Raw genomic sequence first — 22,846 nt, 5'->3', positions numbered from 1 at the left:
AAATCTTTCCAGTGGTATAACAACAAGCCGTCTGCAAATACTATAAATGCCCGGTGAAAAGCAAAGCTTTTCGTCACCGGCATGATGATTGTATCAAACAAACGGACTTGTACAGTAAAGGAAGGTTTTTTATTATGGCTAAGAACAAACAGAACCAGAACTCGAGCAACAAAAACAACCAGAGCAACTACAGCAACAGCAACAACAACCAGAATTCGAGCAACAAGAACAACCAGAGCAACTACAGCAACAACAACCAGAACTCGAGCAACAAGAACAACCAGAGCAACTACAGCAACAGCAACAACCAGAACTCGCAGAACGAGAACAGCAACTATTAATCAGCATTTGTTCCACATGGGGACAGCAGCCGGTTTGGATATGGAAATTCCCATATCCAAACCGGCTTTTTTTAAAGCTGCTTTGTTTAGCCCTCTGAATCGATCTGCTGTGAATCCCTGTTTGCTTCTTTCCGGTGATCCGCGTCACCGTGTCATCCCTCTTTCCATGCACGGCATACAGGATAACCGGAGCCGCTTCATCAACCCGGCTCCCCGCCGTTATCGAACAAGCGGGAGTTTTTTCACACCGTCACAGCAGCTCCGGGATATTCTGCACGATCAATTCGAACAATTCATTGATGCGCTCAAGCCGTCCCATCATATATAAATAGCCGAACAGCGTTTCCACACCGGTCGCGCGGCGGTAATCGGCGGGGCTGGAATTCTTCGGCACCTTTGCGCCGTTCGCGTTCCGGCCGCGCTTCATGACCGCATATTCCTCTTCTGTCAGCCGCTCTGACAGCAGCTCGTAGGCTTTGGCCTGAAAGGTACAGCAGACCTTTCCAACCGCCATGCTGTGCAGCCTGCCGACCGGCATGCTTCCATCCCCGACAATCCGCTCGCGGACCAGCAGCTCGTATACGGCGTCCCCGATGAACGCCAGTGTGAGCGGGCTCATCTGCGACGGCTTTTCGGTATTTTTCAATAAAGCTTGCGTATGGATCTCACCTTTCTATCGTACATAGTCGAACTCGAATCCGAGGATGTCGACGGTATCTCCCTCTTTGATGCCCATCTCTTCGAGCTTGTCGATGATGCCGCTGTCGCGCAGCACACGCTGGAAATACTGCAAGGATTCGTAGTCGTCCATATTGACAAAGCTCAGCGCCTGCGTCAGCCACGGCGCTTCCACAACATAGGTTTCGTTCTCCCGCCTGATGGTAAAAGCGCGCTCGCCCTTCTGCGGCAGTTCGCTTTCCGGAACCGCTTCGGCCTCATACTGCTTGATGGGGGGCAGCTTCTCCAGCTCTCTGGAAATCGCATAGACCAGCGCTTCGGTTCCCTGCCTGGTCGCAGCGGAAATCTCGTAGAACGCCATGCCCTTTTCCTCAATATAGGCGCGGAAAGCATCGATCTGCTCTTTGGCCGCCAGATCGGATTTGTTGGCCGCAACCATCTGCGGGCGTTCAGCCAGCTCCTCGTTAAAGTTTTTCAGCTCAAGGTTGATCTTCTCAAAATCCTCGATCGGGTCGCGTCCCTCCATGCCGGAGACGTCCACGATGTGCAGCAGCATCCGGCAGCGGTCCACATGGCGCAAAAATTCGTGTCCAAGCCCGACGCCCTCGCTCGCGCCTTCAATCAGGCCCGGGATGTCCGCCATGACAAACGACCGGTCCTGTCCGACACGCACAACGCCGAGCGTCGGGACCAGCGTTGTGAAGTGGTAGTTGGCGATCTTCGGCTTGGCCTCGCTGACCACCGAGATCAGCGTCGATTTGCCGACGTTCGGGAAGCCGATCAGCCCGACATCCGCCAGCAGCTTCAGTTCAAGCACCAGATCGAACTGTTCGCCCGGCAGTCCCGGCTTCGCAAAGCGCGGCACCTGTCTGGTCGGGGTCGCAAAATGCGCGTTGCCCCAGCCGCCGCGGCCGCCTTTTGCTATGACGACATCCTCTTCAGAGGACATATCCGCCACGATGCGGCCGGTTCCGGCCTCCTTGACCAGAGTGCCTTTCGGCACGCGGATGATAAGGTCGTCCGCCGATTTGCCAAAGCATCTGTTCGCCCGGCCGTTCTGGCCGTCTTCGGCCGCATAGTTCTTCCGGTATTTGAAGTCGACCAGCGTCGAGAGGTTGGTGTCGACCCGCAGTACGACGTTTCCGCCCTTACCGCCGTCTCCGCCGTCCGGACCGCCCGCCGAAACATACTTTTCCCGGTGGAAGCTGACCGCGCCGTCCCCGCCTTTGCCGGCCTGCACCCTGATTTTTACGATATCTACAAACATATTTTCACCGCCATTTTTCACTGAACCGACAGCATACGGAGCATCTCCGCGAGCCGCCGTCTTTTGTTAGTGTTCGAAAAATACCGGCGCTTATACCCGGAGACAATGTCTGTCCCCTTTTTATCCTGCCGGTCTTCGGCCTGTGTGTTTGAAAGGCAGCCATTCAGCGCTGTGTTTGTATTCTCCAATACCGCTGCCGGCACTGACAGACAGGCGCATAAACGCCCATGTAAACGCATACGGCAAGAATGGTTTCCTTTCCGAGATGCCAGCCGGTATCTTTCAACACCATCTTTACAGCACAGCTGATCCCGCATACAAATATTTTAGCCGCGCCGAAAAACAGTAAACCTCGATGCCTTTCAAAGACATAATTTTTAAAAGTATTTTGACCGCTGCATGCATGATGCAATGATACGGATGCCTTTCGAAAACGCAGCTTATAAAAGCACCCTGATCGACACTGCCATAAAACGATCCATACGGATGCTTTTCAAAAACGTGACTTTTAAAAGTCTCTCGATCTCTGCATCCCGCAAAAGCATTGCCATGGATGCCTTTCAAAAAAGAAAAGGTCATGTCAACCGAACTGGCGGCAGACGCCGTCCACTTGACACAACCCCTTTTGTTTCATGCCCTTGCTTTGTCCCTTACTGAACCGGGACGATGCTGACCTTTTTGCGGTCACGGCCAACGCGCTCGAAACGCACCTTGCCGTCAATCAGCGCAAACAGGGTATCATCCGATCCGCGGCCGACGTTTTCGCCCGGATGGATATGGGTTCCGCGCTGACGCACAAGGATGTTTCCAGCCAGTACGGTCTGTCCGTCCGCACGTTTTACGCCCAGGCGTTTGGATTCGGAATCACGTCCGTTCTTGGTGGAACCGACACCTTTTTTATGTGCAAAAAACTGCATATTGATTCTAAGCATAATACTACACCTCCGAAACTGTTACTTTCATATAATCTTGATAATCTTCCATCAGCAGCTGCAGATGCAGCCGCAGGGCGTCCAGCAGATGGACCGCCTCATGATTGATCGGTTCGCACAGCGTCAGCGATACGGTATCGCCTTCCGCCTGAACCTTTGCGCGCGCCTTCACGATTTCGGTGACGGCATTCGCGGTCAGCTGCACGGCCGAAGATACGCTTGCACAGACGATATCGCCGCCCGCTTCGGCATAGCCGGCATGGCCGGAAACCGAAAACGCGTACAAACTGCCCTGCCTCTTTTGAAACTTGGCCAGGATCATTGCTTATGCCTGGATGGAATCGATCTGAACCTTGGTGTAAGGCTGTCTGTGACCCATTTTACGCTTAGAGTTTTTCTTGGATTTGTAAGTAAAAACGGTGATCTTCTTCGCCTTGCCGTTTTTAAGAACCTTTGCGGAAACCTTCGCGCCGTTCACCGTCGGGTTGCCGAGCATAATCTCGTCATCCTTGCCGACCATGACAACGGAGTCAAATTCAATCGTGTCGTTCTCTGCAAACGGAAGCTTCTCGATGTACAGAATATCGCCTTCGCTGACGCGATACTGCTTACCGCCGGTTTCAATCACTGCATACATTGTAAGGCACCTGCCTCTTTCTTAATCTCGCTATTGCGGGGCGAAGCATATTGCTTTCTTTCATTGAGCCCTGAATATGCGGCTTATATATTTTATCATAACGGGATGTATTTTGTCAAGCATTTCCCTGTATCTCTGCTGTTTTAAAGGGCATGCAAGACCGCCTGTCAAAATTCACGCCGCTCCATCCATTTGAAAGCGCGGCCTCCCTATATTTTTTGAGTATCCATGGCGTTGACCGGAAATTTTATCTAAGATATAATATTTTTGAACCGTTTATTAGAGACAACTGTGAAAATTTTGGGAGGTGAAAGCAATGAAGAAAGTCTGTTTCTTCGGTCTTATCCTGCTGACTCTTGCCCTGCTGCCGGGCTGCAGTTCAAAAAGCGCGTCCCTTTCCGACAGCCGGGAATACCCATCCGAACCGGCAAGCTCCATTACAGAATCGGAAATACCGGTTGATATTTCTGAGAATCAGGATGAGGACTCCTCCGTCGCCGAACCGTGCTTTTATTGTGACGGAGAAGGGCTGATCCAATGCGGTTTCTGTATGGGGGACGGCATCAACCACGTACAGGGCGGCATCTGCCCGCGCTGTCAAGGCCCTGGAAAAATCAGCTGCTTTGTTTGCGGCGGCAGCGGTACTTTGGATAAAGGCAAAGATGACAACGGCGGCCAAACCAGCTATCCATCAGGCAATACGGGAAGCTGCGGGGTATGCGGCGGAACCGGAAGCCTGGGGTACTGCGTCAACTGCAGCGGGACCGGAACCGTCAAAAAAATAGAATTTGCGCCGGACTACGGCGGCGGTGGCGGCGGAACGTATGAAGTTGAGGAACCCTGTCCGCTTTGCGTAAATGGGGAAAAGATCTGCTACGCCTGCGGCGGGACCGGAAGGTAACAAAACCGCCCGCCGGATACTCTGACAACTGCATAACATACTAAGACCGGTCATCTTTGTTTTGTGACACAAGCAAAGACGGCCGGTCTTTTTGACGGAACATCCGTTCCCCTTGGTTTCGCTTTATTTGATATAACGTTCCCGAAACGACCGGGCATCTTCAAAAACAGCCCTGCGCTGCAGCCGATCTTCCGAAGAATCGAAAAACCCGCTGCAAAGCAGGGTTTGTGATAAGGCTCCGCCTGCTGCGGGACAAACTCACGCCATCATTGACACGAGGCGCACAACGGCGTAGACTACGCCGGCGCCGAGCACTGAAAACAGCGCGGCCTTCACCCAGATCCCGCGCAGTCTCTTTTTCTCTTTGAGACCGCAGTCCCTGCGGTAGGACATATCCGCCAGATAGTCGTTCGCCTGCCTGGTCAGCAGTTCTTTGTCCAGACACTTCTTATCCTCGCGCACAATCAGAATCGCGCGCTCGAAATACTCGTTTTCGGTGTTGGATATCTCAATCATATTCTTGTTGACGCCTTTTATCATGCACGTTCACCCTTTCAAAAGTATCACTGCTCTCGATCGGACCGTTCATCCATTACAATGCTATCTTGAACAGCTTTGACGGCGGCTATGCAAAAATAACCGCAAAAAACCTGCAAAAATTTTCCTATACGCTCGGTATTGCACCAGGTTTACATAATATTTGTGGAAAACCCGGTTGAAGCAGTTGAAAACTCTGTGGAGAAAGTGGAAAACTTCGCGTTTATGCCGGTTTGAAATGTTGATTTTCCGAATATGGAATTCAACAGGGGGATTTCCATATGGTTTATGTAAACTCCAGGAGGAATTTACCTGTCAAAAATGCTTCAAATTCTTTGTCCAACCCTTACAAAACTGACCGAAAAGCCGGTCGAAAGTTGGGAGGATTTATGGCATGCTTTTTTTCCGCAAAGATGATATAATTACTAACTGTAAAATATACAAGTTTGGAGCAGTTTATAAATATGAAATATTTGGAAACCGATAAGAAGCTCTGCATCTCCCCCGTTTCGGATTTCGATCTGGATGAGACGCTGGACTGCGGGCAGTGCTTCCGATTTGAAAGGCTTGAGGATGCAAGCTATCGGGGCATTGTGCAGAACCGGGCGGTGCATCTGAGCAAAGACGGGGACACGCTGATCCTTTACGGCGTCACCAAGGAGGAATATGAAGGCTTCTGGCGCGGTTATTTTGATCTGGATACCGATTACGCGGCGATCAAGCGGCAGCTTTCCGAGGATGAGCGCTTGCGCCTTGCCTGCGCTTACTGCCCGGGCATGCGCGTCCTGCGGCAGGACCCGTGGGAGGTGCTGATCTCCTTCATCATCAGCCAGAACAACAACATCGGACGCATCAAAGGGATCATCGCGCGACTGTGCGCACAGTTCGGCGATCGGATCGGCGAAAAGGACCATGCCTTCCCCGCGCCACAGACTCTGGCAGGCCTCACGCTCGAGCAGCTCGGCGAGCTTCGCAGCGGCTTTCGGGCCAAGTACATCCTAGACGCCGCACAGAAGGTGGCGGACGGGGCCGTCGACCTCGACAGGCTCCGGGCGCTTCCTTACGAGGAGGCGAAGGAGCAGCTGATGAGCATCCGGGGCGTCGGGGACAAGGTTGCGGACTGTGTGCTGCTGTACGGCTATTACCGGATGGAGGCCTTTCCGAAGGATGTCTGGATCAAGCGGGTGCTGTCCGAGTGGTATCCGGGCGGCCTGCCCGGCTGCTGCAAAACCCATGCCGGAATCGCGCAGCAGTATTTGTTTCATTACATCCGGACCAGCCCGGAAAGAAAAGGATTCGAATCTATGAAAAAATAAGAAATATTCTCGTTTTTATTTGATTTTTGCCAATTCGTAAGCTATAATAGATAGTAGTTTGAGGATTGTGGATTTTTTAACGTTTGCCTGATCCGTATCGGACAGGCACCGGAAACTGCCGCTTTCCTTAAAAGCAGCCAAAAATATCGACGCAGAGTGATCTGCTGAAGGAGGACAATATTAAATGTTAGTTACAGGTAAACAGGTATTGGACCAGGCGAATCAGGGCGGTTACGCAGTCGGCGCTTTCAACGTCAACAACATGGAAATTCTGCAGGCTGTCATCGCAGCTGCCGAGCAGGAGAAGGCTCCGGTTATCGTGCAGACCTCCGAGGGCGCAATCAAATATGCAGGTATCAAATATCTGTCCAGCATGGTACATCTGGCAGCGAAGGAAGCTTCTGTGCCGGTCGTCCTGCATCTGGACCATGGCACCACCTATGAAACCATCATGCAGTGCATCGCGAACGGCTGGACCTCGGTCATGATCGACGGTTCCCACTTTGCACTGGAAGAAAATATCGCCGCAACCAAAGAGATCGTCAAGGTTGCGCATGCCTGCGGCGTTTCCGTTGAAGCGGAGCTCGGCCGTCTGTCCGGCGTAGAGGATCAGATCGCTGTCAGCGAGAAGGACGCCCTTTACACCGATCCGGATGAAGCGGTCCGCTTTGTCAAGGAAACCGGCGTCGATTCCCTGGCGATCGCCATCGGCACCGCGCACGGCAAATACAAAGGCGAGCCGAAGCTCGACTTCGACCGTCTCTCCGAGATCAAGAAGCTGCTCGACATGCCGATCGTCCTGCACGGTTCCTCCGGCGTACCGGAAGACAGCATCCGTAAGGCTGTTTCCCTGGGCGTCAACAAGATCAACATCGACACCGATGTCCGTCAGGCGTTCACCGACGGCATCAAGGCTGTCTTTGAGAAGGATCCCGGCCAGTTCGACCCGAGAAAGATCTGCGGCCCGGCCCGCGATGCCATGAAGGCTGTCGTTGTCGGCAAAATTCAGATGTTCGGTTCCGCAAACAAAGCGTAAGCGGATTAGTTTTGACAGCAATCCTCCCTGTTTTCACAGGGAGGATTTTTTGTTTGCATCGCCGTTTATGTAAGCGGCAAACATATATAGGAGGTATCTGTCATGCGGAATAGTCAGTTGTGGTGTGACCCTCAAATGGCATTGTGACAATCTGTAAAGGCGGGGCTTTTCATGCCCGTGCACAGCGGCCATCTGCAGTCGGTTCAGGCGTCCTCGTTGGCATTGGGAACCCGCTGATTCACAGGTTTTATCCCGCCCTTTATGCGGCCCCGGCGCTTGATCTCCAAATCCGGAACGGACTGTATCATCCGTATCCCCATAAATATGCTTTTATATAGGAGATATCATGCATTTTCATAAAATGGACCACATCGTCAGCGTGACGGTTGGTTTTTTCAAGAAAACTGTACCGATGCGGTTCTATAAAATCTATGCGCTGTTCGGCCAATTTAGAAAGATGTCCTTCTTCGGAATTCCTTTTCGCGTGGACCGTGCGCCCCTGCCGCTCAGGATACCGCCAAGGCGGGACCTTAAAAACGCCCAGACCACTCGGACATCAACGTCCAATTGGAGAAACAGCTGGGAAAATGAGCTGGTGAGCATCTATATCCCCCTTTCGATCTTGATGACGACCACCGTCGCGTCGTCGTCGTGGCCGTCGATGCGGCGCTTTTTGCACTGCTCGGACAGCTTGTCCGCAAGCTCCTGGGCCGTACAGTGGTAATCGAGATCCAGCTCGGCCAGAATCCAGTCCTCCCCGCATTCGATCACGCCGTCCGACACCATCACGATGATGTCGCTGTCGCCGATCTCCATCGTCTCGCGTTCAAACGACACGCCGCGCAGGATGCCGGCGGGCAGGCTGCTGGCCTGCACCTTTTTGCTGCGGCCGCCCTTGCGCACAAAGGTCGGCGCGGCGCCCGCTTTCAGAAACTGGGTCTTCCCGGTATACAGGTCAATCTCCGTGATGTCGATGGTTGCGAGGCTCTCCTCCTCGCTCTTGACCAGCAGCGCGGAGTTGACCATTTTGAGCGCCGCGTCGAATTCGAAGCCGACCTTCAGCAGGTTGGACAGCAGCCCCACGGTCATCTGGCCGTCCACGGCCGCCTGCCCGCCGCTGCCCATGCCGTCGCTGATGATGCAATACGCCTTGCCGGTCGAATCGGTGAAGCATTCAAACGCGTCGCCGCAGAGCTGGTACCCCTCATGCACCGACTGCTTCATACCGAATTCCATAACAAAGGTGGTCTTCTCAATGAAGGTCAGCTTGCAGCAGCCGTCCGCCGGCATGATGGACGGATAGTCGAAGATGCGGTTGCTGATGTCGGACAGGTCCAGCGTGATGTTGGAGATATCCTCGCTGTTCTCATCAAGCGCCAGCACGGCGGCTTCAACGGTCATCCGTCCATAATCGTCCTCAAAGCAGCTGATGCCCGACAGCTCATAGCCATATTTCTGGAAGATGTCAGCAGCGGCGAGCCCGGTCTTCTGATCAAATTTTTTGATCTCATAGAACTGCCCCGCCAGCTGGGAGAGCATGACGCCCATCCCCTCGAATTGGTCGGTGATGACCGACCGGATCTGAGAAACCCGGTGCCGCGCGGTCTCAGAGCTCAGGAAATCGGTATAATTCCGGTTGAGAAGCTCGAGCAGCTCGTTGATCTTGCAGCAGCGTTCGCTGAAAAATCCCGGCACATTTTCGCGGTCCACCCGGCCGTTCCGGCGCAGGATTCTGGTGATGTCGTCAAACGCGGTCTCCATGGAGGTGTGCGCTTTGTCCCAGCAATAGGAGCGCAGGCCGCACTGCTTGCAGCAGACGTTCGTCGTCCTCTGGTAGACGTCGCCGATATTCTGGCTGTTGATGTCCGAGAGCTTGTCGGCGACCTGCCGGGTCGTATCGGCAATCCCTTTGAGGGCGTTGGAGACAAACGCCAGCCGCATCAGTACCAGGTTCTTGACGTTTCCGGTGTCCAGCACCGCTTCATTCCGAACGGGAAGACGCAGCTTGGCGGTCCATTTCGACGGGAGGACCATGAAGACGACCGAGGCCGCGAACATCTCAAACAGCGGGGAGAAGCCGCCGGTGACGGCGTTTGAGAATACGAAGACCAGCCCGTTCGAGATGATAAAGGCCGAAGCCGAGCCGATGCGTCCGAACCGGCTGAAGATACCGGCGCTCAGTCCGCCCAGCGCGTAGGATGCGAACAGATAACGGCTGTCCGAGCTTGCCAGCAGAACGGTAAGGCCCATGATGATGCCGCTGATGGCGCCGCCGGATTCGTGCAGATACCGCGCGCACAGCAGCACCAGCAGCACCGCGACCGACCGGCCGACCGAGAAGCCCCCGACCCGCAGGGAGACCATCGAACAGATCATGACGCCGACCGTCACGATCAGGCAACACAAATCTCCGGTCGGCAGCGCGTGTAAGGACTGATTGCTCTGCAGCAGCCGGTTTGTCCGGTAAAAGAAATAGGAGCTGCCGGCCGCAAGGAATGCTTCGCCCGCGTCCAGCATCGTGTTATAGAAGCTCATCTGGCCGAACGACGCGATGGCGATGCTCACGCTCAGCAGGGAAATAAACGACAGCACCGGCGGCAGGACCGGGCTGGACTGGGACCGGTCATTTTTAAACACCAGCTTCAGAATAAAGACCAGCGCCGCCGCCGCGACATACTTCATGGTCGCCGCGCCCGAAAACAATATGTATCCCAAAAGTGCGCCTATAATGGCCGGCGCACCGCCCGCCGCCGAGGATGCCGCACAGTAGGCGACGCCGAACGGCGCCAGACTCCCGATCATCGTCGACCCGGCCATGATGAAGCCGATGACGCCGTTTAACAGAGCCTCTATCGTTTTCGCCCTGGTCTTTAAAAATGCCGCGCCTCTCTCAAAGACGCCGGCTGATACTGTCTGTGTCTTTTTCATCGCACAACCATCCCGTCTGACATTTTATTACACTGCGGGTTGTCCGATTTTTACCGCCAACCCATAAAATCTTTTCATTACCTACCATTATATGAATCGAATCAGGAAAATTATGTCATAATAGGCGTTTTTGTTTCTATATCCCCACTTTTTATTGCTTACGTCCAAACAGCTTGCGATTCTTCTCCGTATCGGAAGAAGACAAACCGGCTTTTGTCCCGCTGGATACCGATCATTTTCTATTGATACTTGACTTCCCCCCTGGGGGATGGTTTATCATAGTCTTATTGACTGAAGATTCGATTGGGGGTTTTAAGATGTATATCAAAGAGGTTTGTAAACGGTGCCGTCTCACAAAAAAGGCGGTCGAGTATTATGAGGAAAAGGGGCTGATCTCCCCCGCCGTTCTGGAGAACGGATACCGGGATTACAGCGGACAGGACCTGTTTGTCCTGAAGGAAATATCCGTCCTGCGCAGATGCGGGGTCGGCATACCGGATATCCATAAAATTTTAAACAGCGCCGACAAGCCCGCGGCGCTGGAACGCTGCCGGTATCTTGCCGATCTGAAGATCAAACGGCAGCAGACGCTGCAGGGCTGTATGGAGCATCTCATGCAGGATTACGATATAGAACGCGAATTTGATTATCTGGAGCAGCATGAAGAGGACCTGTTTACCATGAAGGAACGGCTGGTGCTGTCGTTTCCCGGCAATTACGGTTTGTTTCTGGCTCTTCATTTCGGACGCTTTCTGGATGAACCCATCGACACCCGGGAGAAACGGGAAGCGTATCACAGCATCCTTCGCTATCTCGATTCGGTTGAATTTCATCTGGAGCCTGAGTTGAGCGAATTTATGGAATCGCTCTTCACAGCAGGCAGAGGGATCGGTACTGCTGCGCTTGAACAGCAGCATCACGAGGGGATGGCGCAGGTGATGCAGGACCCGGACAGTTATCTTGAACAGCATCACGATGAGATTGCGGCATATCTGGACTACAAGCTGTCCGATGCTTACAGGGCTTCCCCTGCATATCGGCTGGAACAGATGCTGCTTTCCTTTCAAAGATGCAGCGGCTATCAGGAATGCTTTTTAACCAACCTGAAAATTCTCAGCCCGTCCTATAAGGATTATGTTCAGCAGCTTGAACATACCAATGAACGCTTTTACGACGCGTTCCCGCAGGCAAGGGAGATTTATGAATGATGCCGTCTCACCGGCATGCGTTGCTTCATTCTATTTGATAAAACAGGTTGATTAATCATATGGTTTCACTGCTGTTTATATCATCACGATAGGCTGTCTTTATATAAAATGTCAGGCAAGACCGCACGTAACGTGCGGTCTTGCCTGTTTAAAAAGCGATACGCATCCCATCCTTGCCGATCAACAATACATTTGGCTGTGCGCCACTGTACTGCAGCGGATTCACCATGTCCGTCAAGTGTCACTTGAACGGATGGTTATTGTACCGCTGTGGCACAGCAGTCTTACTGTGTTTGCCAAGTGTCACTTGGCGTAGTGGCAGTTACTTCTTTGCCGGCCAAAGAAGTAACCAAGAAAGGCCGTTCAAGGGGGGCCATGCACAGTGCCGCTTAGGGCCAGATGGCCCCCCTTGAAAATCCCCCTATGTTATACCGTTATCTGCTTCGGCCGTCTGCGGACGGCATCCAGAAGGCAGGGTGCCTGAATGGTTGGCAGCGGATGTTTATGTTCCCTACGGCAGGTTTTGCGGGTATCCCGATTTCCGCAGCCACTGTGTAAATGATTTCTCGATCGAAGAATGCCATAGGCGACTGCCCCACCGCAGGTGGTGCGGACGGCATACATAATTGTACGGTTTTTTTTCATGCTCATTTTTCCTGTTGATCGCAGGGATACCCCTTTTTCATCTCAACACGATCATGTGTTTGCAGTGATCATACGTAAATTCACTATTTGAAATTTCAGCGTTTTGTGGTAGAATAGAAAATATCAAACTTTACTTGGTTAAATGGATTGTCCCGCTTTTTTGCGGGACCTGTCAATAGAAAGGACTGAATGTACCATGCAATACCAGTTTTCCAACCGCATCTCCTCGCTGCAGCCTTCTGTCATCCGGGAGATTTTAAAATTCACGGCCGACCCGAACGTCATCGCATTTGCAGGCGGAAACCCATCCGCACAGGCGTTTCCGGTCACCAAGGTCGCAGACATCACCGCTGACATCCTCAAAAATGACCCGATCACCGCGCTGCAGTATTCGGTGACCGAGGGTTACACGCCGCTGCGCGACAAGCTGAAGGATTTGATGCGCACCCGCTATCAGGTCGGCACCGATGACGACGACCTGATCATCGTTTCCGGCGCACAGCAGGGCGTCGACCTGACTACCAAATGCCTGTGCAACGAAGGAGACACCGTCATCTGCGAAAGCCCGACCTTCATCGGATCGCTGAATTCATTCCGCTCCTACAATGTCAATCTGGTCGGCGTGGAAATGGAGGACGATGGCATTCACGTTGGCAAGCTCGAACAGGCGCTCAAGGAGAACCCCAATACCAAATTCCTATATCTGATCCCGAACTTCCAGAATCCATCCGGCATCACGATGAGCCTTGAAAAGAGGAAGGCCGTCTACGCGCTGGCAAAACAGTACGGCGTCATGATTCTCGAAGACAATCCATACGGGGACCTGCGCTACAGCGGCGAGGATATTCCCAGCATCAAGTCGATGGACACCGACGGAATCGTCATCTACTGCGGCAGCTTCTCGAAGATTTTATCGCCGGGTCTGCGCGTGGGCTTTGTGGTGGCCAACAAACAGCCGCTTTCAAAGATCATTGTCGCCAAACAGGTTGCCGATGTACATACTTCCATTCTGTCCCAGCTGATTTCCTACAAATTCCTGACAGAATGCGATCTGGATGAACACTTTGACAAGCTGCGTGAAATCTACCGCGCCAAATGCCAGCTGATGCTGTCACAGATGGACGCACAGTTTGAAGGCAAGGTCACCTATACCCGTCCTGAGGGCGGATTATTCATCTGGTGCACCCTGCCTGCGGGCAGCGATATGATGCAGTTCTGCAAGGATGCGGTGCTGCAGAACGTCGCGGTTGTGCCGGGCAATGCGTTCACGATGCGTGAAGACGACCCGACCACCTCTTTCCGCATGAACTTCTCCACCCCGTCGGATGAGAACATCATCAAGGGTGTGGAGATCCTTGGAAAACTCATAAAGGAGCGATTCTAATGACGACAGCTGAAAACAACACTGCGGTGGCCCCGGAACGCAAAAAGGTCATTTTCAGCGGCATCCAGCCGACCGGCGTGATGACGCTTGGAAATTATCTCGGCGCCATCAAAAACTGGGTGACACTGCAGGAGGAATACAACTGCATCTACTCGATCGTCAACATGCATGCCATCACGGTGCGGCAGGACCCGGCGGCGCTGCGTAAAAACACCATGGAAGCCTTTGCGCTGCTGCTGGCCTGCGGCGTCGATCCGGAAAAGTGCATCTGCTTCATTCAGAGCCATGTCCGCACCCATGCGGAGCTTACCTGGGTACTCTCCTGCTTTACTCAATTCGGCGAGCTTTCCCGCATGACCCAGTTCAAGGACAAATCCGCGAAGCATCCCGACAACATCAATGTCGGCCTGTTCACCTATCCGGTGCTGATGGCGGCGGATATCCTGTTATACCAGGCCGATCTGGTTCCGGTCGGCGCGGATCAGAAGCAGCATCTTGAACTTTCCCGCGACATTGCAGGACGGTTCAATTCGCTGTTCTCGAACACCTTTAAAATGCCGGATCCCTACATCCCGAAGCTGGGTGCGAGAATCATGTCGCTGCAGGAGCCGGACAAAAAGATGTCCAAATCGGATGAAAATGTCAACGCGTTCATCTCGATTCTTGACAAACCGGAAACCATTGTCAAGAAGTTCAAGCGCGCGGTCACCGATTCTGAAACTGAGGTGGTGTTCCGTGAGGGCAAGGACGGCATCAACAATCTGATGACCATCTATTCAACGATTACCGGCGACAGCTATGAGAAGATCGCCAACGATTTTGCCGGCAAGGGCTACGGCGACTTCAAAACCGCCGTCGGCGAGGTGGTCGCGGAGCATCTGCGGCCGGTGCGGGAGAACTTCGACCGCTATGTGAACGACAAAGCCTATCTGAAGGAATGCTATCAGAAGGGCGCCGAACGCGCGCTGATGATCTCATCCAGAACACTGGAAAAGGTTTATAAAAAGGTCGGCTTCCTGCCGAACAAATAGACTGCGGGACCTCTCCCAAGGGTATGAAGCAGGCGTTGAACCGCCCATCTTCCCTCAGGCAGGGATTTCTTTAAATAAATCTATCGCCTTAATCATATGAAAGGGTATTTTCACGAACGTGAAAATACCCTTTCTTTAACAGGCCGCGAACACTTTCTTTTTCCCGCCCTGACAGAAGCTCGGACCGGCATGGAAGACTCCAGAAGGAAGATGCGTTTCATGTCACAACAAACTGACATCTGGATCTATGCCGCTTTTTTCCTTCATATCATATACGGAGAATTGTTTTCTATAATCCGTAAAAATCAATAAACCAAATCAAGTTTAATTCAGACGAGACAAAAGGAGGTACATCGATGTACCTCCTTTTGTCTCGGTTACCTTGTAAAAACCAGAAATTAGGAAAAAATGAAAAAAAGGATCATCTATATATGTACTTTTACTCGATTTTGACGATCGGGGCTTATCCACGCCGCACCGCCTGTCACGCGGTTTTCTGTGTCTGTTCTTCCCTGATCTGATGTTTAAATTGTATCACAGATGCAAAGAGATGTACATGTAATATTCTACGGACTTTATAGAAAAATTCTACGATTTTGGCCCAATTTGCCCCTATCTATCCACTTTTCAACATCCAAAATCCGGAATGTTCAAGTTTAACCGCTCTACTGGGTCAAAAACAGCGCGCCCATCCAGGCGGCACCGGCTTCCCGCACACGCTGTACGGCCTGCTTTAACGCTCGGCAGCGTGTCTTTCCCTTCCTCACAGCGAACAGCACGTCCCGTCCTGACAAAAAGGATGGCATCTCCGCCAACGCATCCGATGCGGGCAGCTGAATCAGGATCCCATCATACCTCTGCTCCCAGCCTTCGAGATCGTCTGCCAGGCTGTACAAACGGGTATATGCCTGCAGGGACTCCCGCACACTTGGCAATACAGCGATATCCAGGCCTTCGTGCTCTGTCTGGCAGGTATCCTGTCCATTCCCCGTATGATGATATCGGGCGGCAACCGGGTCATCCGCTTCACGCAGGATATTGGCTTCTACCAACAGCATCCGCAGACCCGCTTGGGCAAGCGCGGCGGCTAAGCAGGATACATCCCGGTCATCTTTGGATATATGGCAGAGAAACAGTGTTTTTCTTTTCAGCATCCTCGGAATCAGGCGGTCTGCTGCCTGTCTGTATGCCTGTAACCATTCATCGGGCCATGCATCCTCTTTTCGCTCTCCTTGGATGGATGCCGGCACCGATTCAAGTTGATGCTTTGCTTCGCTGTTCTCAGACGCCTGATGCTTTTCGGCATTCCGAAGCTGTTCTCGGAAAGAACGCCATCTCTCTTTCTGCTGTATATTGCCGCGTTCCGCACCGGCATCCCCATCATCCCGCTGTGCATTACCGCGTTCTGCACCGATGGTCCCATCATCCTGCTGAATCCGGGAACCAGCCTTCATGGAGGCCTGTCTGTCTTTTTCCGTCAGCATTCCGTCACCGCCTTTCCCGGCCGCTTTGCTCCATACCGTGGCTGTCCGTTTTGGATGCCGGCGGATTTTCAACAACTGCGACCAGCTCCAGTTCAAACTGCTGTTCCAGCTCCTGCGGCTCGCGAAGAAACCGCTGGAACCTGCCCGCCAGCAGAACACCGAGCACCGACAGCACAAATCCCGCCACAAAGCCCAGCAGCGCAAAGCTTTTCTGGTCCGGGAACGAGGGCTGTGCCGGTGTCGCCGCGTCCTCGAGCACCTTGACGGTGCCGTCGGCGTAAATCCGCATCACCTCTTCGGGCAGTACGGCGCCGAACGCATCCGCGATGGCACGCACATCCTGCGGATCCTGCCCGGTTACCGACACGGTGAAGAACTCGGTGTCCTGTACCGGGACAAACCGCGTCATCGAGCGGACCTCATCGGCTGTGTAGCCGAGATGGGAATCCTGCGCGACCTCTTCCATAACCGACCGGCTCCGCATGACCACCATGCAGGAATCCATCAGCCTTTGGGACAGTGACAGGTCGCCGGCCTTGTGGCCCTCGAGCGCATCCGCGCCCGCCGCGACATACATGGTCATCGATGCGGTATACTGCGCGGGTATCAGCCTGGCCGCCGTAAATCCAAGCGCGGCGCAGACCGCGCTGCAGACGAAGATCAGCCATGCCTTTCCTATCAGCAGGCGGACCACCCTGTCCAGATTCATCCGTTCCATCCGTTACAGCTCCTTTTGTCCAGGTTCCTCTTCTTTGATGTCTGACAGTCCTTGACCGGCCTGCTCAGGATTGTGACGCGACCGGCCCTTTTCATAAAACGGCATGGTTTCTCCATCGTCCAAATTATCCAACGCCCATCTCGTTGCACCAATCACAAACGCCGAAAAGGTACTGTCCTTGCCCACAATGGCAGCTTCCACCTCTTCAATTAAGCTGTTGGGAAAACGAATGGACTTACTGGTCGTAGAAGGGATTGCAGGAATTCTAAATTTTCTCATCATATCACCCCGCAATGCAATAGTAATATAATTATTATTGCATCAATCGCAGACGATATATGTATTTCATTTTGAAAGACAAACTTTTCTTTCATCCTGCAGAATTTCAAGTTCCGTGATAAAAGACTCATAATTTCAGCTTTACTTGTGCCGATATCTGTGATAAGATAGGAAAAGATTCGACATATTATCTAAACGAATTGGATGGGAGATGGTAAAATCTATGAAAAAATTCCTCATTGGGTTGTTATCGGCAGGAATGGTGACGGCATCCTGTGCCGGCACCGTTTTTGCGGCCGGTATCAACAGCGCTGAACAGCGCATACTCGATCAATTGGACGCACCCTATACCATCGGCAGCATCACCGTATCCATCGATCAGACATACCGAAACACGGCCGAAAACTTCTTTCTGGCCAACGACATCAGCGAAGCACAGGCGGATACCGTTTTGGCCGAACTGGACATCATGAAGGAAATCCTGTCGCGCAACGCGCAGTACCTTGTTAAAGACGGGGATTTCTATTTTGAAGGCTTGACCGACATGCCGAAGGATGATCAGGACGCGCTTTTTGCAAGCGCACAGCGTGCCCTCAAGGCGCTTGGCTTCAAGCTGGCTGTGGATGATCAGAACATTTCGGTCACCGACGCGAACGGAAAAGAGCTGTTTTCCGCCGGGGAGGTCATTAAAAGCACCGGCCTTTCCGAAACACAGGCCTCCTCGCATGCATGGATGCTGTATACCGGCATCGCCGGCGTTCTGCTCCTTGCCGGCGGCGTCTGCTTGATCGCAAAGAAACGGGCGGCTTCTCATTCCTAAGCGTATCTTCCCAAAACACTGCCCGGTAGAATGTTTACCGGGCTGGTATTTTATTCTGAACCATTTTGACTGCGTCACGGCGGCATCCAGCATCTGCCCGCCGGTTTTACGGAGGTGTATGTCATGAACCGCAATCCAATCCTGAACATCGTGCTGTCCATCCTCACGCCGGTGATCTTTATCCTGCTGGGCGGGGCTCTGTTCTATCTGGGCTGCACATGGACCATCGGCGACCCGCTGGAGCTGGCGGATACCTACCTGCTCGAACAGCGGCCGGACTTCAGCGGCCGGCTCGATGATATCTATGGTGGTGAAGGCAGCGCGTCCGGCGTCGTTTCCAGCGCCAACACCGCCCTTACGGACAGCGGTACGGTGGAGCTGTCCTCCATCCAGTTTCCGTCCTATGAGACAATTTACGGACAGATCACCTGCGCGCGCATCGGGCTGGACGCGCCGCTGATCTTCGGGGATTCGATGAACGCGCTCGATGAGGGGGCCGCGCAGAGCACCGCCAGCTTTATCCCGGGATATGGCGGAACCATTCTGGCAGGCGGGCACAACAACACCTATTTCAACTGCCTGCAGAACATCACGGAAGGGGACGTCATCCGGATCGACACATCCTATGGTCAATATGCGTATCAGGTATCCTCGGTTTCCATCCATGACAAGAACGATTCCGACGCCTATCCGCTGAGCAGAGACCGGGAACAGCTGATCCTGTACACCTGCTATCCGTTTGATGCGCTGGGCACCGTTTCGAACCGATATTTTGTCTATGCTGACTATCTGTCCGGCCCCCGTATCAAGGCGGCCGCGCAGCAGTCCTAAAAGGAGGTGCCGCACATGCTGCAGCGATCTTATACCAATGCGCCGTTTATGGCAAAGCCCGTTTCCAGGTCCAAGGGGATAGTTTCCGGTATCTTCTCATTCCTCGCCTATCTGTGCCTGACAGGCGCGATCCTCTGCCTGCTGGGGGCTTCTCTGGCTGCCAACACCAGCTTCCATGAATCGGTCATGGACGGTACCCATTACACCGAAAATTTTAAAAATGCCATCATCTCCGGGCTCAACGAGATTGGGCTGGGGCTGGGCATTGACGAAGAGACCGTCAAAACCACCCTGCGCAATGAAACGGTCAGCAAGGACATCGACGCGTCGATTGAAGCGACGCTGCACGGCGAGGTGTATGACGCCGATATCGACGCCTTCAAGTCCGCTCTGACCGAGGCGGCCAAGGAAGAGCTTACGGCAAAAGGGATTCCCATCACAGCCGATGTCCAACAGAATCTGGAAGAGATCGTCGAGCAATACGGCCGGAAATTTGTGGATTCCCTGCAGCCCTCCGCGATGCTGAAGGTCTACCGTACTCTGCCGAAGTTCGAGACGCCGCTTTATATCGGCGGAAGCGTACTGCTGCTGCTGTTCATCCTGTTTATCGTGCTGATCCACGTCGTGAACCGTTCAGCACATCGGTCGATTCGATATGACCTGTTCGCGCTGACAGCCGGCGGCGGAAGCTGCATCCTGATCTCCGCCTTTGTCTTTGCAAACGATATGATCTACCGCATCCCGATTCGGTTTGAACCGCTGTACACCTATCTGGCGGCGGTTTTCGGCACGATCTTTACCGCTCTGCTGGTCACCGGCATCGTCATCACGGTGCTGTCGCTTGCCATCCTGCTGCCGGTCTATTTCAAAACCGACGACAACTGACGGATGTATGCAGGTGTATGTTCTGCCAATTATAAAACAGGTACAGGTAATCCTGCACCTGTTTTTTTCGGTGAAATTCCTGTTATCTGCCTATTATACAGGCAGACGATGATCCATAACCGGAGCAAAAACAGAGCGCTTTTTGCTTCGGTTACCAAGATAAGAAAAGTATTCTGCTGCACAGGAACTATCAGAAAGGATGACCGCCATGTTCCATGAATTCTCCAGAACCGGCCTGCTGATGGGCGAAGAGGCGCTGACGCGGCTGCAAAAAAGCCGTGTGGCCGTCTTCGGCATCGGCGGCGTGGGATCGTTTACGGCCGAAGCGCTCGCACGCAGCGGGGTCGGACAGTTTCATCTGATTGACAACGATGTGGTATCGATGACCAATTTAAACCGGCAGCTGATTGCGCTGCATTCCACCATCGGCAGGAAGAAGGTCGATGTTATGAAGCAGCGCATCTATGACATCAATCCGCGCGCGCAGGTGGATGTGTATCCCTGTTTCTATCTGAACGACAACAAGGAGCTCGTCGACTTTTCCCAGCTTGACTACATTGTGGATGCCATCGACACGGTATCCTCGAAGCTGCTGTTAATTGAACAGGCAAAGAAGTACGGCGTGCCGGTCATCAGCTGCATGGGAGCCGGGAACAAACTGGACCCGACCGCCTTTGAGGTGACGGATATTTCAAAAACCAGCGTCTGTCCATTGGCGCGGGTGATGCGGCGGGAACTCAAAAAACGCGGCATCCAGCACGTAAAGGTGGTTTATTCCAAAGAAGAGGCGCTCAAGCCTGCCGCCTCCGAAGAGCTGTCCAGCGGTACGGATGCTTCCGGCAGCGCCGCTTTCGGGCAGCGGAAACGCCAGATTCCGGGAAGCTGCGCGTTCGTCCCCTCAGTCGCGGGACTGATCGCCGCCTCTGAGGTGGTGAAGGATCTGGCCGGCATCCGCTGAACGGTACAAAATCGCAAAGCGCGGGACAGGCTGCTGCCGGATATCGGTGCATTCCGCCGAATCCGGAACCTGCATAATCTCCGTCTTTTTCGCCAATACCAGAGAGGAGTATGCCGTTTCTATCGTCTTTTCTTTCACAAGCTTCAAAAGTTATCCTTATTTACACGCCATAATTTCTCAAATATCCGCCAAATTCCACAGATTTCCCGGAATAAACTCGTTTTTGTGATTGATTTCCTGCATCATATTTGATATAATGTATGAATAAAAAGGCGAACTTTATACGAAGGGGAGATTTCATGAGCACTCAAGAAAAACGAGGTGTATTCTCAAGCAAGCTGGGCTTTGTCCTTGCGGCAGCCGGCTCGGCGGTCGGACTTGGAAATATCTGGCGCTTCCCGTACCTTGCTGCAAAATACGGCGGCGGCGCTTTCCTGCTGACCTACATCATCTTTGTGGTAACCTTGGGATTCACCATCATGATGGCGGAGATCGCCATCGGACGCAAGACACAGCTTAGCCCGATCTTTGCATTCAAGAAGCTCAACAAAAAGTACACCATCATTGGCATTGTGGCCGTGGCTGTGGCCACCATCATTGTCGGCTACTACAACGTTATCGGCGGATGGGTCGCCAAGTACCTGTTCACCTTCGCAACCGGAAACGGAGCGGGCGCGGCGACCGACGGGTTCTTCAGCGGGTTTATCGGCCAGCCGTTTGAACCGCTGATCTGGCAGGCGCTGTTTATCATCGCGATTCTGGCCGTTGTCCTGAACGGCGTCAAAAAGGGCATTGAGCGCGTCAACAAGGTGCTGATGCCGACATTGATCATCCTTTCGATTGTCATTGCCGTCTATACCATGACGCAGCCGGGCGCGATGGAAGGCGTAAAATACTTCCTGATCCCGGACTTCTCGAAATTCTCCGTCGAAGGCGTGCTGGCCGCGCTGGGACAGGTCTTCTATTCCCTGTCGCTGGCGATGGGCATCATGATCACCTACGGTTCCTATGTCAAAAAGGAAGAGGATATGGAAAAGGCTGTTTCCCATATCGAGATCTTCGACACCGGCGTTGCGCTCCTGGCAGGCCTGATGATCATTCCGGCTGTCTTTGCGTTCTCCGGCGGCTCTCAGACCGAGCTTGGCCAGGGTCCTGGACTGATGTTCAACACCCTGCCGAAGGTTTTCGACAGCATGCCGATGGGCGATCTGATCGGCGCGCTGTTCTTCCTGATGGTATTGTTTGCGGCGCTTACCTCCGCCATGTCCCTGCTGGAGGTCATTGTGGCCAGCGTCTGCGACCGGTTTAAGGTGAGCCGTGTCAAGGCATGTCTGATTCTTGGACTCATCGTGTTTGTCATCGGCATTCCATCCTCGCTTGGAAATGGAATCTGGTCGTCCTTTACGATCTTCGGCATGGACTTCCTGACCTTCTGCGACTTCCTCACCAACGCGGTATTGATGCCGCTGGGCGCCATTGCGACCTGCCTGTTTATCGGCTGGGTCATCGGCGTCAAGTCGATTTCCGACGAGGTCAAGCTTTCCTCCAAATTCAGAAGGGAAAAGCTGTTCAACGTCATGGTCAAATATGTGGCGCCGATCGCGATCCTCGCGGTTCTGGTGTCTTCGATTCTGTCCAATCTGGGGATTATTACCCTGTAAGGGTTTATATCGGCACAGCAAAAGCGATGAACGATTCTTCGTTCATCGCTTTTTTATTTTGACATCTTCGTGGAGTATGTTTGCTTTTTTCTTGGTGCGCTTTTGGTTGGATGGTTGTTGTACCACTGTGGCGCAGTGATCTCGCTGAGGTTGCCATGCCACCTTGGCAAGGTGGTTGTTGTACCACTGTATCTCAGCGGGTTCACGTTGTTTGCCAAGAGCCACTTGGCTGTGTGGTCGTTACTTCTTTGCGCGGCCAAAGAAGTAACCAAGAAAGGCCGTTCAAGGGGGCCATACACTGTGCCGCTCCTAGCCAGATGGCCCCCTTGAAAATCCCCTCTGATATCCCGCTTTCCCCTTCGGCCGCCT

General features: G+C 53.1%; 22 protein-coding genes. 12 read left to right on the top strand and 10 right to left on the bottom strand.

Annotation, left to right across the window (positions count from 1 at the left end; translation table 11 throughout):
• Positions 1-134 precede the first annotated feature (134 nt).
• Positions 135-341: a hypothetical protein gene (locus BN348_RS02945; RefSeq protein ID WP_040196086.1), complete on the top strand. Its 207-nt coding sequence runs from the start codon at positions 135-137 to the stop codon at positions 339-341.
• A 250-nt stretch (positions 342-591) separates the two neighbouring features.
• Here BN348_RS02945 and BN348_RS02940 read toward each other — a convergent pair whose 3' ends face one another.
• The 5 genes from BN348_RS02940 to rplU form a co-directional block, all read right to left on the bottom strand.
• Positions 592-987, bottom strand: coding sequence for a Mini-ribonuclease 3 (locus tag BN348_RS02940; protein ID WP_040196085.1), 396 nt, complete (start codon positions 985-987; stop codon positions 592-594).
• A 27-nt stretch (positions 988-1,014) separates the two neighbouring features.
• Complete coding sequence (obgE, locus tag BN348_RS02935; protein ID WP_040196084.1) at positions 1,015-2,286, bottom strand: GTPase ObgE; 1,272 nt, start codon at positions 2,284-2,286, stop codon at positions 1,015-1,017.
• Positions 2,287-2,936: 650 nt separating this feature from the next.
• Positions 2,937-3,218, bottom strand: a complete 282-nt coding sequence (gene rpmA / locus BN348_RS02930; protein WP_040196083.1) for a 50S ribosomal protein L27 — start codon at positions 3,216-3,218, stop codon at positions 2,937-2,939.
• Between the two features lie 4 nt (positions 3,219-3,222).
• Complete coding sequence (locus tag BN348_RS02925; protein ID WP_040196082.1) at positions 3,223-3,540, bottom strand: ribosomal-processing cysteine protease Prp; 318 nt, start codon at positions 3,538-3,540, stop codon at positions 3,223-3,225.
• A gap of 3 nt (positions 3,541-3,543) precedes the next feature.
• Positions 3,544-3,855 carry a 50S ribosomal protein L21 gene (gene rplU / locus BN348_RS02920; protein ID WP_040196081.1) on the bottom strand — a complete coding sequence of 104 codons (312 nt, stop codon included), beginning with the start codon at positions 3,853-3,855 and terminating at the stop codon, positions 3,544-3,546.
• Positions 3,856-4,171: 316 nt separating this feature from the next.
• On the opposite strand from rplU, the gene BN348_RS02915 reads away from it, so the two are divergent.
• Positions 4,172-4,756 (top strand): DnaJ-like cysteine-rich domain-containing protein, encoded by a 585-nt coding sequence (locus BN348_RS02915; protein ID WP_040196080.1) that lies wholly within the window; start codon positions 4,172-4,174, stop codon positions 4,754-4,756.
• 258 nt (positions 4,757-5,014) lie between these two features.
• Here the strand turns inward: BN348_RS02915 and BN348_RS02910 are convergent, their stop codons facing one another.
• On the bottom strand, positions 5,015-5,296 hold the full coding sequence (locus tag BN348_RS02910; RefSeq protein ID WP_040196077.1) for a hypothetical protein: 282 nt from the start codon (positions 5,294-5,296) through the stop codon (positions 5,015-5,017).
• Between the two features lie 461 nt (positions 5,297-5,757).
• On the opposite strand from BN348_RS02910, the gene BN348_RS02905 reads away from it, so the two are divergent.
• Complete coding sequence (locus BN348_RS02905) at positions 5,758-6,609, top strand: DNA-3-methyladenine glycosylase family protein (protein WP_052446657.1); 852 nt, start codon at positions 5,758-5,760, stop codon at positions 6,607-6,609.
• 184 nt (positions 6,610-6,793) lie between these two features.
• Positions 6,794-7,645, top strand: a complete 852-nt coding sequence (locus tag BN348_RS02900) for a class II fructose-1,6-bisphosphate aldolase (protein WP_040196075.1) — start codon at positions 6,794-6,796, stop codon at positions 7,643-7,645.
• A gap of 603 nt (positions 7,646-8,248) precedes the next feature.
• Here the strand turns inward: BN348_RS02900 and BN348_RS02895 are convergent.
• Positions 8,249-10,573 (bottom strand): SpoIIE family protein phosphatase, encoded by a 2,325-nt coding sequence (locus tag BN348_RS02895; protein WP_040196074.1) that lies wholly within the window; start codon positions 10,571-10,573, stop codon positions 8,249-8,251.
• Between the two features lie 317 nt (positions 10,574-10,890).
• On the opposite strand from BN348_RS02895, the gene BN348_RS02890 reads away from it, so the two are divergent.
• From BN348_RS02890 to trpS, 3 genes are all read left to right on the top strand, one after another.
• Positions 10,891-11,781 (top strand): MerR family transcriptional regulator, encoded by an 891-nt coding sequence (locus tag BN348_RS02890; RefSeq protein WP_040196072.1) that lies wholly within the window; start codon positions 10,891-10,893, stop codon positions 11,779-11,781.
• Between the two features lie 841 nt (positions 11,782-12,622).
• Positions 12,623-13,810, top strand: a complete 1,188-nt coding sequence (locus tag BN348_RS02885; RefSeq protein WP_040196070.1) for an aminotransferase-like domain-containing protein — start codon at positions 12,623-12,625, stop codon at positions 13,808-13,810.
• Positions 13,810-14,841, top strand: a complete 1,032-nt coding sequence (gene trpS, locus BN348_RS02880) for a tryptophan--tRNA ligase (RefSeq protein WP_040196069.1) — start codon at positions 13,810-13,812, stop codon at positions 14,839-14,841. Before BN348_RS02885 ends, trpS begins: the two co-directional genes overlap by 1 nt.
• A gap of 665 nt (positions 14,842-15,506) precedes the next feature.
• Here trpS and BN348_RS02870 read toward each other — a convergent pair.
• From BN348_RS02870 to BN348_RS14410, 3 genes are read right to left on the bottom strand one after another with little or no spacing between them, the layout of a single operon-like run.
• A complete protein-coding gene (locus BN348_RS02870) occupies positions 15,507-16,325 on the bottom strand; it encodes a P-loop NTPase family protein (protein ID WP_040196066.1) in 819 nt (272 codons plus the stop codon).
• Between the two features lie 4 nt (positions 16,326-16,329).
• Positions 16,330-17,043 (bottom strand): YveK family protein, encoded by a 714-nt coding sequence (locus BN348_RS02865; RefSeq protein ID WP_040196064.1) that lies wholly within the window; start codon positions 17,041-17,043, stop codon positions 16,330-16,332.
• Positions 17,044-17,046: 3 nt separating this feature from the next.
• On the bottom strand, positions 17,047-17,322 hold the full coding sequence (locus tag BN348_RS14410; protein ID WP_082020752.1) for a YlcI/YnfO family protein: 276 nt from the start codon (positions 17,320-17,322) through the stop codon (positions 17,047-17,049).
• Between the two features lie 223 nt (positions 17,323-17,545).
• Between BN348_RS14410 and BN348_RS02855 the strand changes: the two genes are divergently transcribed.
• The 5 genes from BN348_RS02855 (at position 17,546) to BN348_RS02830 (ending at position 22,477) form a co-directional block, all read left to right on the top strand.
• Positions 17,546-18,142: a hypothetical protein gene (locus BN348_RS02855; protein WP_040196062.1), complete on the top strand. Its 597-nt coding sequence runs from the start codon at positions 17,546-17,548 to the stop codon at positions 18,140-18,142.
• A gap of 123 nt (positions 18,143-18,265) precedes the next feature.
• Positions 18,266-18,973, top strand: a complete 708-nt coding sequence (locus tag BN348_RS02850; protein WP_052446656.1) for a class D sortase — start codon at positions 18,266-18,268, stop codon at positions 18,971-18,973.
• A gap of 15 nt (positions 18,974-18,988) precedes the next feature.
• A complete protein-coding gene (locus BN348_RS02845) occupies positions 18,989-19,858 on the top strand; it encodes a hypothetical protein (protein ID WP_040196061.1) in 870 nt (289 codons plus the stop codon).
• Between the two features lie 208 nt (positions 19,859-20,066).
• Positions 20,067-20,816 carry a tRNA threonylcarbamoyladenosine dehydratase gene (locus BN348_RS02840; protein WP_040196060.1) on the top strand — a complete coding sequence of 250 codons (750 nt, stop codon included), beginning with the start codon at positions 20,067-20,069 and terminating at the stop codon, positions 20,814-20,816.
• A gap of 299 nt (positions 20,817-21,115) precedes the next feature.
• A complete protein-coding gene (locus tag BN348_RS02830; RefSeq protein ID WP_040196056.1) occupies positions 21,116-22,477 on the top strand; it encodes a sodium-dependent transporter in 1,362 nt (453 codons plus the stop codon).
• The last annotated feature ends 369 nt before the right edge of the window (positions 22,478-22,846 follow it).

The organism is Candidatus Soleaferrea massiliensis AP7, assembly GCF_000820765.1.
Classification (GTDB): Bacteria; Bacillota; Clostridia; order Oscillospirales; family Ruminococcaceae; genus Soleaferrea; species Soleaferrea massiliensis.
This window is presented reverse-complemented; position numbering and strand designations above follow the sequence as displayed.